At 38.3% G+C, this 13,747-nt stretch carries 10 protein-coding genes; 3 read left to right on the plus strand and 7 right to left on the minus strand.

From position 1 onward, the window contains the following. Positions 1 to 17: 17 nt before the first annotated feature. Genes D0T50_RS01515 through D0T50_RS01525 form a run of 3 tightly spaced genes read right to left on the minus strand, consistent with a single transcriptional unit; the run spans position 18 to position 4,196 of the window. Positions 18 to 488, minus strand: a complete 471-nt coding sequence (locus D0T50_RS01515; protein ID WP_163221227.1) for a GAF domain-containing protein — start codon at positions 486 to 488, stop codon at positions 18 to 20. 6 nt (positions 489 to 494) lie between these two features. Then, positions 495 to 2,222 (minus strand): bifunctional UDP-sugar hydrolase/5'-nucleotidase, encoded by a 1,728-nt coding sequence (locus tag D0T50_RS01520; RefSeq protein ID WP_163221229.1) that lies wholly within the window; start codon positions 2,220 to 2,222, stop codon positions 495 to 497. A 12-nt stretch (positions 2,223 to 2,234) separates the two neighbouring features. After that, complete coding sequence (locus D0T50_RS01525; RefSeq protein ID WP_163221231.1) at positions 2,235 to 4,196, minus strand: HAMP domain-containing sensor histidine kinase; 1,962 nt, start codon at positions 4,194 to 4,196, stop codon at positions 2,235 to 2,237. Positions 4,197 to 4,315: 119 nt separating this feature from the next. Between D0T50_RS01525 and D0T50_RS01530 the strand changes: the two genes are divergently transcribed. Next, the gene (locus D0T50_RS01530) at positions 4,316 to 6,448 is read left to right on the plus strand and encodes a Tex family protein (protein WP_163221233.1); all 2,133 of its coding nucleotides are present in this window, start codon (positions 4,316 to 4,318) and stop codon (positions 6,446 to 6,448) included. Here D0T50_RS01530 and D0T50_RS01535 read toward each other — a convergent pair. Continuing rightward, positions 6,420 to 7,355 carry a CPBP family intramembrane glutamic endopeptidase gene (locus D0T50_RS01535; protein ID WP_163221235.1) on the minus strand — a complete coding sequence of 312 codons (936 nt, stop codon included), beginning with the start codon at positions 7,353 to 7,355 and terminating at the stop codon, positions 6,420 to 6,422. The two genes, D0T50_RS01530 and D0T50_RS01535, sit on opposite strands and share 29 nt — an antisense overlap. Before the next feature lie 94 nt (positions 7,356 to 7,449). Between D0T50_RS01535 and D0T50_RS01540 the strand changes: the two genes are divergently transcribed. Beyond that, positions 7,450 to 8,490 (plus strand): leucine-rich repeat protein, encoded by a 1,041-nt coding sequence (locus D0T50_RS01540; protein WP_163221237.1) that lies wholly within the window; start codon positions 7,450 to 7,452, stop codon positions 8,488 to 8,490. A gap of 213 nt (positions 8,491 to 8,703) precedes the next feature. Here the strand turns inward: D0T50_RS01540 and galK are convergent, their stop codons facing one another. The 3 genes from galK to D0T50_RS01555 are packed head-to-tail and all read right to left on the minus strand — an operon-like array spanning position 8,704 to position 12,525. Beyond that, positions 8,704 to 9,861, minus strand: a complete 1,158-nt coding sequence (galK, locus tag D0T50_RS01545) for a galactokinase (RefSeq protein WP_163221239.1) — start codon at positions 9,859 to 9,861, stop codon at positions 8,704 to 8,706. A gap of 31 nt (positions 9,862 to 9,892) precedes the next feature. Then, positions 9,893 to 11,383, minus strand: coding sequence for an MFS transporter (locus tag D0T50_RS01550; RefSeq protein ID WP_163221241.1), 1,491 nt, complete (start codon positions 11,381 to 11,383; stop codon positions 9,893 to 9,895). A 44-nt stretch (positions 11,384 to 11,427) separates the two neighbouring features. Further along, the gene (locus D0T50_RS01555; protein ID WP_163221243.1) at positions 11,428 to 12,525 is read right to left on the minus strand and encodes an aldose epimerase family protein; all 1,098 of its coding nucleotides are present in this window, start codon (positions 12,523 to 12,525) and stop codon (positions 11,428 to 11,430) included. Between the two features lie 252 nt (positions 12,526 to 12,777). Between D0T50_RS01555 and D0T50_RS01560 the strand changes: the two genes are divergently transcribed. Further along, a complete protein-coding gene (locus tag D0T50_RS01560; protein WP_163221245.1) occupies positions 12,778 to 13,746 on the plus strand; it encodes a type I phosphomannose isomerase catalytic subunit in 969 nt (322 codons plus the stop codon). Position 13,747: the final 1 nt, after the last annotated feature.

Raw genomic sequence — 13,747 nt, forward strand, 5'->3', positions numbered from 1 at the left:
AAATAGAGAGTGTTTTTTTATTGAATGTTGCTACATAATTCTTCTAAGAAGTGTTTATCTATTTCATCAAAATGATTGATTTTATCGCTGTCAATATCTAAAACTCCCCATGTCTTCTCATTGATAATGAGTGGAATAACTATCTCTGATTGCGAAAGCGAACTACAGGCAATGTGCCCGGGAAAGTCATTTACATCTGCCACTATAATTGTTTCATTTTTCTGCCATGCAGTTCCACATACTCCCTTCCCTTTTTTGATACGGGTACATGCGATTGGCCCTTGAAAAGGTCCTAATACTAGCTCTTCGCCTTTTACTAAATAGAATCCGACCCAAAAGAAGTCAAATGCTTCTTTGAGTGCTGCAGCAATATTTGCTAAGTTGGCAATGCGGTCTTCTTCGCCTCCTATTAAGGCCTTGATTTGTGGTAATAAAGATTCGTACTTCTCTTTTTTATTACCTTCTATAAGGAATAAACTTTCGGACATTGCAAGTTACTCTTGTGGAAAAAGAATGTGATAATCACGTTCTGCTGCTTTTGCAGCCCAGTCTTCAGGAATGAACTTCCATTGGTTGAATGGTTGTGGGTTGAGCTCTTTTACTTTCCTGAGGTGTTGTATGAGGTAGTAACGTATATCCTTGTTGGTTGATGTTATGATACGTTCCTTTAGTTTTTCTTGTGGAATACCTGCACCTTTTGTCAACAGTTCTCCGCCACCATTTCCACGATGAGAGTTTACAACAACAGTGTATTCTTTGTTTTCATCAAATGGGCTACCATCCGCCATACTGATGATATTGATTTTTTTACCTTTTCTCTTGGTTACATCTACCGTGTAAATAAGCCCTGCTGCTGAATCAAAATTATAACTGAAGTATTTCAGTGCATAGTTGTTTTTATTCTTCTCAGGATCCTTAAGATTTAATAGATGATCTTTAGGAGATTTCATTCGGTTTGTCCACATATCATAGGAAAATTCTAAGTATTTCTTAATCTCTTTTCCTGATAAGCGGATGGTGTATAACAGGTTTTCGTATTTATATAGTTTAAACATGTCGGCAACAGTAATACTTCCTTTCTTGATATGGGTGTCATAAGCAAGAGGAGATGTAAAAGAAATTTCAGCTCCTGTAATCTGCAATTGCAACATGTGAATAAAATCAATGAACGCAGAGGAACCAAAATAGGCATCGCGAGTGGAAAGTGTTTCTTGAAAAGTACCAATTTCTTCATCGAGGAATGCTTCAACACCTTTTTTTGCTTGGTTAAATTGGTGTAAGAAAGCTTCACTAGGGTGGTATTGATCGGCTGAGATGATAGCACCGGTAATTGTTTTTTGCTCTACTTTACCATATCTCATATTTAATTTAATATCTACTTCAGCTAAAGCTGTTCCATTGTTACCGGGATTTACTACCATAATGGTATCACCCATGTCGCTAACAATTTTCTTACATTCGATAGTATGGTCATGCCCCATTAAAATTACATCAAAGCCCGGTACTCTACGAGCTACGGAAAGCGATGCATTATCCTTGTATCCTCCTAAAATAGTATCAAACTGTCCAGCATGAAACAATCCGATAACAATATCGGGGTTTTCTTCTTTCTTTATAATTCGCATCCACTTCTTTGCGGACTTTTCCATGTCCTCAAAATCTAAATCTTGCCACAAATTAGATGGTAGCCATACTGGCACTGCGGGAGTTATCAACCCTAATACTGCAATTTTTACACCTTCACGTTCAATAATAATGTAGGGTTTGTACGTAGGTTTTCCGGTTTCTTTATTGAGAATATTTGCGCCAAGTACAGGGAAGCTGCAGTTACTTATCCATCTATCCATAACTTTTTTGCTTGGCTCAATGTCGTGGTTACCTATGTTTGCTACGTCATACTTCATATAATTCATTATGGCAGCACAAAGGTGTGTTGAAGTTGTGTCAATGAAATTATAGTAATAAACAGTGGGATCTCCTTGAATAATATCCCCATTGTCAATCAATATAAGGTTATCTTTATAAATCTTTCGTTTTTCTTCAACATAGGAATATACACGCGCCAAACTTCCCGAAGCTTCTTTTTTCTCCAAGAAATTATATGGGTATAACCGCCCATGTATATCACTCGTTTCCACCAGTTTTAACGAAATCTCTTTCTCTTGTGCCAATATAGGATGCACTCCTAACAGCAGTAAGAGAATGCATAATGTTTTCTTCATCTGTATAATTAATTAATGCGTTTGTTGCACGAGCTTGCTCGGCAACTCAATGGGGTGAGTAAATATAAATTTCGCTCCATTGTTATATTGAGGATCAACCCAAATTTTACCTCCCCATCGTTCTACTATTAACTCACAAATGGCAAGGCCTAAACCCGTACCTTGTGTATATTCATTTGTTTTCTCGAATCGTTCAAAAATAAGTCGTTGTTTTTCAATAGGAATACCAATTCCTGTATCTGCAATTGCAAATGTAACATTGTTATTTGGTTTATCAACAATAATTTCTACAGTAATAGTTCCGTTTTCTGTAAATTTAATAGCATTTAAAAGTAAGTTTATGATAACTTGTTGCAAGCGTCGCACATCTGTAACTAATTCCAAACGCTCGAACTCTGATTTGAAAATAATCTCATTAGTACTTTTCTTTGTTTGCTTAATTAAGATAATTACTTGTTTAGTAAGCTCTATAATATCGCTTTTTTCGAAAGAGAAAAAGAATTTGTCTGTTTCCATGCGCGATATGTCCAATACATCGTTAATGATTCGAAGCAACAATTCAGAGTTTGTATTAATGATATCGAAGAATGTTTGTTGTTCTTCTTTTTCCATCTCTTCGGTAATTAATACATTCGAAAAACCCACAATAGCATTGAGTGGCGTACGTATTTCATGACTTATATTAGCTAAGAAAGCGCTTTTCAGCCTATCAGATTCCTCTGCTCTCTCTTTGGCTTCCCGTAAGTTAACCTCCGAGAGTTCTAATGCTGTGTTTAATTTTTTTGCTCGGTGGTAGAAATATAGCAACACTAAATACGCTGTAATTATTACAAAAATAAAAAAGACAGCCCCCCAGAGCCAATACTTATATAGTTCGTATAAGGATGGTCTTTTGTTAACAAAGATGGTTCCGTCTGGGAAATCTGATTTATGCAAATTTAATTGCTGTAGCTTGCTATAATCAAATCTTAGTACATTGTTTATTAGTGTTACTAGATTTTCTTTGCAAGCAGAATTTTTATCAACTTGTAAGCGTCTGACTTGTCTGGCTAGATTTTTGCCAAAATCTTGATAATTAGGTGTAACACCACCAATAGCCCAATATCCTAATCCAATTGTGCTCAGTGTGAAAGCAGGGATATGTGCTGTAGCTCCCATCATGGCATAGATTGCGTTTCTCAAAAAATAACTGTCGCTCTCGTCTATACGCCATGTAGCAATAAGTATAGCGGTTTGTTCGGGAAGTTGTGTCAGCTCCTTTATGATTGAATAAAAGGTGTGGTGTCGTCCATCCAATAAAATGAGGTTCAAATCAGGATATTTTTCACTGATTTCTTTTCTAGCGAATGCTTGGATAGAAACACCACCATAAGTGTTGTCGGATATAAAAGCAATATTTTTGGTTTCGGGGTATAGCTCGAGTATCAGCTTGATGTTACTATCAATATCATAGTCAAAAACAAAACCACCATTTAAATGTTTTGCTATTTGGGGAGAAAGAAAATCTACAGACTCGGGCATCCAATTTTTAAGAGAATATTTGGTGGAATTATCGGGTAGAATAACTCCGTTCCGGCTTCCCATTGCGCTTAATACTGTAATATCGCTACTTACATAATCTTGTTGCGAGAAATATGTAGCCCATGCTTCTTGGCCCAATAAAATGATAAATTCCGGTTTTTTCTCTCCCTTGTATTTATTCAAAATGGTACGCATTCTACCTTTCCAAAGATGTGCTTCGGAAAAGCTTCGACAATTCATATTCTCAATAACAATATGGTTTTTACCATCCAAAGCACTGTATTCATCCATGAATGCAGTTATGTTGGTGGCTGTAATGTGTGAGTCGGGATTGTAAGAACTGATAATCAATATCTGTTTTTCACTTTCTGAAGCCCAAATTTTATTATAGAAAGCATCAAAACAAGTAAAGAATATCAAAAGGAAGATGCAATATTTATTGGTCTTAAACATGGGGCAAAAGTAAATAAGAACAATTATAAGCATTAATTCAAAGCAAATATACAATTTTGTTGCTTAATTATAACAACGGAATTCCTACATTTGTTCTTAATAAAACAGATAACAGAAATATGAAACAGTTTTCAGGTATTATAGAACAGGAATTAAAGATCTCACAAAAGCAAGTAGAGAACACTTTGAAACTACTCTCCGAAGGAGCAACAATCCCGTTCATTTCTCGCTATAGAAAAGAACTCACAGGAAATTTAGATGAAATTCAGATAGAAACAATCAATAGTAGATATCTAAAATTGTGTGAAATAGTCAAAAGGAAGGAAACGATTCTTTCTACTATTGAGGAACAAGGAAAATTAACAGATGAATTGCGAAAAAGGATTACTGATACTTGGGATTTGACTGTTCTTGAGGATTTATATTTACCTTATAAGCCAAAGCGAAAAACCCGTGCCGAGCTAGCTCGGCAAAAAGGACTTGAACCGCTAGCTAATATTATTTTGTTGCAACAAGAAAGAGACCTGAATGCTCGAGTTAAAATGTTCTTAAGTAAGGAAGTTGAAACAGTAGACGAGGCATTGAAAGGTGCAAAAGATATTATTGCTGAACAAATCAATGAGAATGAGCGAGCCCGGAATCTTGTTCGCAACCAATTTGAACGTGGTGCGATTATTACTTCCAAAGTAATTAAAGGTAAAGAGGAAGAAGCCGATAAGTATCGTGATTACTTTGATTATACCTCGTCTCTGAAACGAGCTTCCTCACATCGTATATTGGCTATACGGCGTGCCGAATCAGAGGGCTTTCTCCGGGTTGGTATTTCGCCTGATGATATTGAATGTATAGAAAGACTTGAAAAGCAATTTGTTCGTAGCCAAAATACATGTGGACAATTAGTGTCAGAGACTGTTTCTGATTCGTACAAACGCTTGCTGAAACCTTCCATCGAAACCGAATATGCCCATCTCTCTAAAGAAAAAGCCGATGATGAAGCCATTCGAGTGTTTGCGGAAAATTTGCGACAGTTATTACTCGCACCTCCATTAGGACAAAAACGAGTACTAGCAATAGATCCAGGCTATCGCACCGGTTGCAAAGTGGTATGCTTGGATGCGCAAGGAAACTTGTTGCATAATGAGAATATATATCCACACCAACCAGTAAACAAACGATCAGATGCAGCTTCGCGGGTGCGTAAAATGCTAGAGTCGTATAAAATAGAGGCAATTGCTATAGGTAATGGTACGGCAAGTCGCGAAACGGAAGAATTTATTACTTCTATGAGGTTTCCACAAGAAGTGCAAGTCTTTGTAGTAAGTGAGCAAGGTGCTTCCATCTACTCTGCTTCAAAGATTGCGCGTGATGAGTTTCCCGATTACGATGTCACTGTGCGTGGGGCGGTTTCTATTGGTAGAAGATTAATGGATCCACTTGCCGAGTTAGTAAAGATAGACCCAAAATCTATTGGTGTAGGGCAGTATCAACATGATGTGGACCAGAACAAGCTCAAAAAAACATTAGACCAAACCGTAGTAAGTTGTGTAAATTCCGTTGGTGTTAATCTGAATACGGCAAGTGGGCATCTACTGACGTATGTTTCAGGATTAGGTCCTCAATTAGCCCAAAACATTATTGATTATCGCACAGAGAATGGTGCTTTTGTTTCGCGTAAGGAACTCATGAAGGTTACACGTATGGGAGCTAAAGCATTTGAACAATGTGCGGGATTCTTGAGGATTCCCGAAGCGAAAAATCCACTGGATGCTACAGCTGTTCACCCCGAAAGTTACCATATTGTGGAACAAATGGCAAAAGATATCAAATGTACGGTTGCAGAACTAATTACAGATAAGAACCTGCGTAGTAGTATTGATATAAACAAATACGTAACAGCTACTATTGGTATTCCTACGTTGCAAGATATTATGCAGGAGTTAGATAAACCAGGCAGAGATCCACGTAAAACGATTCGTGCATTTGAGTTTGACAAGAGCATTCGTACAATAACCGACCTCAAAGTTGGTATGATACTTCCCGGTATTGTGGGAAACATAACCAACTTTGGTGCTTTTGTAAATATCGGTATTAAAGAGAATGGATTAATACACCTGTCGCAGATGGCCGCGAAATATATTTCAGACCCCAACGAAGTAGTTTCTATTCATCAACAAGTGTACGTAAAGGTGCTCGAAGTAGATACAAATCGCAAACGAATATCTCTTACGATGATTGATGTTCCGCAGTTCTAATAGTTTCTTGCTTTTTTTGTTTTATACACCAAAGAGTAATGAATGTTGCTGCTGCAAGCGAGATAATCGAACAAAGTATAGACCCCTCAAAACCAAATAATCCTCCGTTTAAGATGTTTTCTTCAGGACGTGAAATTGTAAGGAGAGGGGAGAACATATTGGTTCCGCTTACTTCAAATCCTAACACCGGACCTTGTATCCAATTCCAGAATACGTGCAACGAAATGGGAAACCATAAGTTGCGCGTATATATATAGGAAGCTCCAAGCATAACACCCGCCAGAAAAAGGTTAATGTAAGGCAGTGTACCCAAATTGGGGTTTCCCGCATGCATAACTGAGAAGAGTACGGATGACAGCACCAGTGCCAGAAACTTATTCATCTTACTCATCAGTCGATTGAGTATATACCCGCGAGTCATAACTTCTTCGATCATAGCGGCAGGAAGAAAAAAGACAAAGGAGGTGGCAAGCGTAGAAAGACTTGGATTAATACCCTCTATGACAATATTTCCCGTTGCCAGTAGTACGCCAAACCCTATGACATAAAGTACAATTGCCATTAATAAGCCATATAGAATATCCTTTCCCCGGCCATGAATGCTCATACCAATTTCCTGGGTAGGCTGCTGATCCATGTATTTCATTACCAACCAGGCACTCAGCCATACGGAGAAGAACATAACCCATTGTTCCACCACCTTAAATAATGTGGTTTCCTTGTAAGTTTCTTCAGCCAATAAAGAATAAATAAGATCTAAGATGTCAGAGACTAAACCAAGAATGATAATCATTGTCAGAAAAAAGAGAGGAATAGTTAGCCATATTGCCAATCCTTTGGGCTCTTTTGGGGGAATAACTTGTTCTTTTGTTATCTCTATTTCTTCTTTTCCTGTTTGTTCTATCATGATGATAATACGTTATTAAGCTACAAAAGTATTTATTAAATAAGACATACCCTAAAAGTTTGTTATATTTGTAGCAATAAAAAAGTAAATTATAATGAAAGCAACAGGGTTATTTATAGCTGTTTTAATGTTTACAGCAAATGTTATTCAGGCACAAGTCAGTAAAACGATTTTTGTGAATAAAGCAGGTACGTTGATTTCTCAACTTACGGAAGATGAGGCAAATAGCATTACACATCTTACGCTTACAGGAAAAATTAACGCTATTGATTTCAAACATTTGCGAAATGAATTCGAAAGCTTACAGGTATTAGATATTTCCAATGCGGATATTCGCTTGTATAGTGGAAAAGAAGGTACACATGCAGATAAATTTTACATATATCCGCCTAATTGTATTCCAGCGTATGCCTTTTGCCGAGTAGTAAACGGAGATACTATAGGGAAGTCTTCGTTAATCAAAGTTATCCTCTCTGAAAAATTAAAGAATATAGAGGATGGCGCTTTCAAGAAATGCAATAACCTTCAGGTGTGTCAGATTAATAAAAAAACAGCTCCCAATTTGTTGGAGGATGGATTGTCGGATGCGGTTACTGCTGTTTTTGTACCCTATGGAACACGAGATGACTATCGCTTGAAGAAACGTTGGGAAAATTTTGCAGTGCTTGAGGGAGATCCTATTACCATTCATCTACAAATTGGTCAGGGAGAAACACTGCGTGATGGCATCCTCAAAGCAGGATTACAACCCAAAGAGATTAATTTTCTCACAATAGAGGGAAAGTTAGATAATGAAGATATGAAACTTATTCGTGATTATATGCCCAATTTAGTATCAGTAGATATTACTAAAACAACTGTTACGGATATTCCTGATTTTATTTTTGCACAGAAAAAATACCTGATACGTATTGTGCTACCTGAACAACTACGCTCATTGGGACAACGTGTGTTTAGTGGCTGTGGGCGACTAAGTGGTGTGTTGGAGCTTCCAGAAACTGTAACAACTATAGGTTATGGCACTTTTATGAATTGCGATAACTTAACTAAAGTAGTAGCAAAAGGAGATAAACTGACAGCTATTGGTTCTAACCTGTTTGGAGATGCAAATAGTCGGTTGGTTATTGAACGCTAAACGAGGTTGTGCCAACGCGTTGGCACTGTCGTGCCACCGTTGATGCACAGTAGTGCCAATGCGTTGGCACAACTTTGCCAATGCACTGGCAAAAAATCTCGAAAGACAGGTTGACTTATACAAAAGGATGCGCTTCGAACCATCCAAGAAAAACAAAAAGGCCATCTCACATTCTGCAAGAAAGCCTTTTTGTTTTTTATTATGTTCTAGCGTTTAATCCGCCAGTTTTCTCGAACCATCCGAGATTACTACTTCATATACTTTTGGAGATTTACCAAACTTCGCTTTGAAAGCTTCTTGTGCTTTTTCAACGAAAGCATCGTGTAGTTCATTTTTTACCAAGTTTATGGTGCAGCCGCCGAAGCCACCACCCATAACGCGTGAACCAGTAACTCCACATTCTTTAGCAATATCATTGAGGAAATCGAGCTCTTCGCAACTAACTTCGTAAAGTTTGCTCATACCGTGATGTGTTTCATACATTTTTTGTCCAACAGTTTCGTAATCACCTCTTTCAAGAGCATCCGAAACATCGAGTACGCGTTGAATTTCTTCAATCACATATTCGGCGCGCATGTAATCTTCAGCACTAACTTGCTCCTTTACTTCTTCGAGCATAGCCATGTTAGCATCGCGAAGGAACTGTACATGAGGATGATTCTTTTGCATAGCAGCAACTACAGTTTCGCACGATTGACGACGCTTGTTGTAAGCAGAAGAAGCCAATTCGTGTTTTACAACCGAGTCGAGAAGTACCAAGCTGTAGCCTTCGGGGTTGAATGGGAAGTACTGATACTCCAATGAGCGGCAATCTAAACGGATTAAGCTGCCTGCCTTACCAAATACAGAAGCAAACTGGTCCATAATACCACAGTTTACACCTACGTAATTGTGTTCTGTAGCTTGTCCTACTTTCGCTAATTCAAATTTATCAATCTTATTCTCGCCAAAGATTTCATTCAGTGCAAAAGCATACGTACTTTCAATTGCAGCCGATGAAGACATTCCAGCTCCAAGAGGCACATCGCCTGCGAAAGCAGTGTCGAATCCTTGAACATCTACTCCACGTTTAATCATTTCGCGGCATACCCCGAAGATGTACTTTGCCCAACTGGTGCGTGGCTTATCTTCTTCGTTCAATCCAAACTCTATTTTATCTTTCAAATCGATGGCATACGCACGAACTTTATTAGTACCATTGGGCTTGATTTCGGCAATGATGCCTTTATCTACAGCTCCGGGAAATACAAATCCACCATTATAATCGGTGTGTTCGCCAATCAGGTTAATACGTCCCGGAGAAGCATAAACAGCTCCGGTTTTTCCTTCAAAATGTTTTGAAAAACGTGTTCTTACATGGTTTATATCCATAATTTCAGTATTAATTAGTTTGTGTTTAATATTATTCTACAGGAATATCCTTGTTTACATTTTTACAACCTACCAAGCCGTAATATAATAGATAAGCAAGTGCTATGATGATGAGCCAGTAACTTGTCATGTAGCCAAAAGCATCTGAAAGGCCTTGTTGCATCAATGGCAATACGCCACCTCCTACAACCATCATCATAAAGATGCCCGAAGCTTGTGCTGTGTATTTACCCAAGCCTTCTACAGCAAGATTAAAGATACCACCCCACATTACAGAAGTACAAAGGCCACAAAGAATGAGGAAGAATGCACTAATAGGTACTTTAGGGGCATTTAGTGAGTTAGGCACGTCTTCTGGTTTCAAATTACCTTCTGACATCAAGCCATCAGCATAAGGCGAAAAATCCACAGAAGTAGGATTGGCGATAAATGCTTCTATTTGGTCAGCAGGAACACCCGCATTGGTTAAAATGCTAGTGGTTTTTGATATTGGATTGTAGATGAAAGATGGAACTTCCATTCCCACATTTTTAGGAGTGAAGATGGCGATAAGCACAAAAAGAATAGCTGCAGTAGATACCACGATTAACTGGGTACGGCTGGATACTTTTCCACTGATAGCACTACTTACTGTACGACCAACGAGCATTAATAGCCAATAGATAGCAGCAATTGCACCACCAATGGCAGCGCCATTAACCAATATACCTGCACCTTTTTCTGAAGCATCAGCTAGATAGAAGTTCAAAGTACCAGGAATACCAATTTCGATACCCACATAAATAAAGATACCTATTACCCCCATTACCGTATGGCGGAAACTCCAAGGGCTATGAGCAAACTTTTCTTTTTTAATACCACCTTTCTGAAGATGTGGTTCGGGGATAGATACAAATGAAATAATAATGAAAGCAGTAGCAAACACACCCATAGCAATGAAGAGCAACGGAGCTACATCTGTCATGGATGTTTTTGTAGTTACTGTGCCAATCAACGCTCCTACAAAGAAAGGAGTCAGTGTGCCGGATAATGAGTTAATCGCGCCACCGGATTGAATTAACTGATTACCTTTGTTACCTCCGCCACCAAGCAAATTCAACATCGGATTTACTACCGTATTTAACATACATACGCAAATACCGCAAATGAATGCTCCAAGCAAGTAAACAACGAAGTTTAGCATGATGGTGTATTCGCCAAATGAGAAAATACCGGTTTCAACTCCGAACAAACTGGAGGAATACTGTGTAAATAATCCGAGAACACCTACTGCCATTGCAACTAAGGCTGTCTTTTTGTAGCCGATTCTTACGAGCATGTTACCGGCAGGAATACCCATAAATAAATAAGCAAGAAAGTTCATCATATTTCCCATCATACCTAATGTATTCGACCCTGCGTATTGACCCTTCCAGATTGTGCCGAAAGGAGCTGCCAGATTGGTTACAAAAGAGATCATACCAAAGATGAAAAACATCGTAATAATAGCTACGAGATTACTGTTCTTTTTTTCTTGTGTCATGGTTTTAATTGTTTGATATTATAATTAGGTTAGTAAATAAAAGACTATTGTTCTACACCAAACTGATAAATTGTAACTTGTTGATATTCGTCACCGGGCATCAGTGTTGCTGAAGGGAAATGAGGTTTGTTGGGTGTATCGGGGAAGCATTGAGCTTCGAAGCAAAGAGCGCTTCTTGCAGGGAATGTAGCTCCATGCGCACCGGTAAAACCGCCTAACCAGTTGCCTGTATAAAGTTGCACTCCAGCTTCGGTGGTGTACACCGTTAGCTTACGACCGCTTACTTTGTCTTTGCATGTGGCTGCAAGGGATATTTCACCTGCTTCAAATTTGTTTAGAACATAACAATGGTCGTATCCTGCACCATTAATGAGTTGTTGGTAAGGTTCGTTGATACGTTCGCCTATAGTATGCGGTGAGCGAAAATCCATAGGCGTTCCTTCTACTTTCAATATTTCACCGGTTGGTATGGATACATCATTAATAGGAACAAAAAAGTCCGCGTTGATTGTTACTTCGTTCGACTCAATGGAAGAAGTCGGATTATCGATACCTGCTAAATTAAAGAAAGCATGATTGGTAAGGTTTACCACAGTAGGTTTATCCGTTTCTGCGCGATACTCTATAATTAAGGAATTATCCTCATCTTCGAGACGATAGGTCATGGTTACCTCTAGATTTCCGGGAAATCCTTCTTCACCATCCTCGGATAGGTAAGAGAATTGAACGGTTGCCTCATTAATTTGTACGGCATCCCATACACGGGCATGAAAGCCAGTGGGACCACCGTGCAAGGAGTTAGGACCGTTGTTTACAGTTAGTTTATAATCTTCTCCATGAAGAATGAATCTGCCGTCGGCTATGCGATTTCCATAACGTCCGATGACAGTATTGAGAAAGGGTTCGGGACTGTTGATAACGTGATCTATACTATCATGTCCTAAAACGACGTTGGCGTACGTACCGTTTTTGTCAGGAACAATAATAGAAAGGATGGCACATCCGTAATTCGTTACGGCAACTTCCATACCCTTCTTGTTTTTTAGGATAAATAAATCTGTGTTTTTACCATTAATACCTTTTTGAAAATTTCGTGGTTCTAAACCAGATAAATTTCCTTCGCCAGGAAATGAACTTATCATGTTGTTTTTTTTATTTTAATTCAATGCAAATAAAAAGAAATTCTTTCTGAATAGCAAACAAAAGAAGGTAAATATAAAATCTACTTTAGTAAACGATAATACTTCGATTCCTTGTAGCTATTTAAAAGTATAAAGATGATTTTTACAAATGATTGCTACAAAAAACACCTCGAAGAGTTATTGATTATAAGTTTTTTCACTAAGTTTGCCCAGAGTTTTTAACTAATATGTTACAAATAAAAAAGAATCAAAATGTATCCGCTGAAGTTTAACCCCATCTTAAAACAAACATTGTGGGGAGGTAACAAAATCATTCCATTCAAGCAAATAAATGACGAAGTAATTGGAGTGGGAGAGAGTTGGGAAATCTCTGGTGTAGAAGGAGACGAATCTGTTGTAGCAAATGGATCCGACAAAGGGCTAACACTAACCGAGATGGTCGCTAAATACAAGAGTGAACTTGTAGGTGAGGCCAATTATGCGCGATTTGGGAATAAGTTTCCACTACTCATAAAGTTTATTGATGCCAATAAAGACCTTTCCATACAGGTTCATCCCAATGATTCGTTGGCACAGAAAAGGCATAATACGTTTGGTAAAACCGAAATGTGGTATGTTATTGACGCAGATCCGGGAGCCAAACTTATTTCGGGATTCTCTTCAGAAATAACCCCAAAAGAATATAAGGAACGTGTCTATAACAATACGATTGTAGATGTATTACAAACTTATGAGGTGAAAAAGGAGGATGTTTTCTTTTTACCTGCCGGACGAATACATAGCATTGGAGCAGGAATCTTCCTTGCCGAAATACAACAAACGTCGGATATAACCTATCGCATATATGATTTTAATCGTACTGATAGCAATGGGAAACCACGTCAATTGCATGTTGAACAAGCCAAAGAAGCTATTGATTATGATGTATTGAATGATTATCAAACAGAATACGAATCCATAGAGAATGAACCCGTAGAACTTGCTGCTTGTCCGTACTTCACGACCTCGCTTTATAATATGACCGAAGAAATTACCGGCGATTATTCCGAGTTAGATTCCTTCGTGATATTTATCTGCGTGGAAGGTGCGTGTCAACTTATTGATGACGAGAAAAACGAGATTAATCTTAAAGCAGGCGAAACAGTGTTGTTTCCGGCAACCACTCAAGAAGTTGTGATTATTCCCAATGGATCGGTGAAGTTACTGGAAACATACGTGTGAT

It is taken from the genome of Bacteroides sp. 214 (assembly GCF_010501015.1).
Lineage (GTDB): Bacteria > Bacteroidota > Bacteroidia > Bacteroidales > Bacteroidaceae > Bacteroides.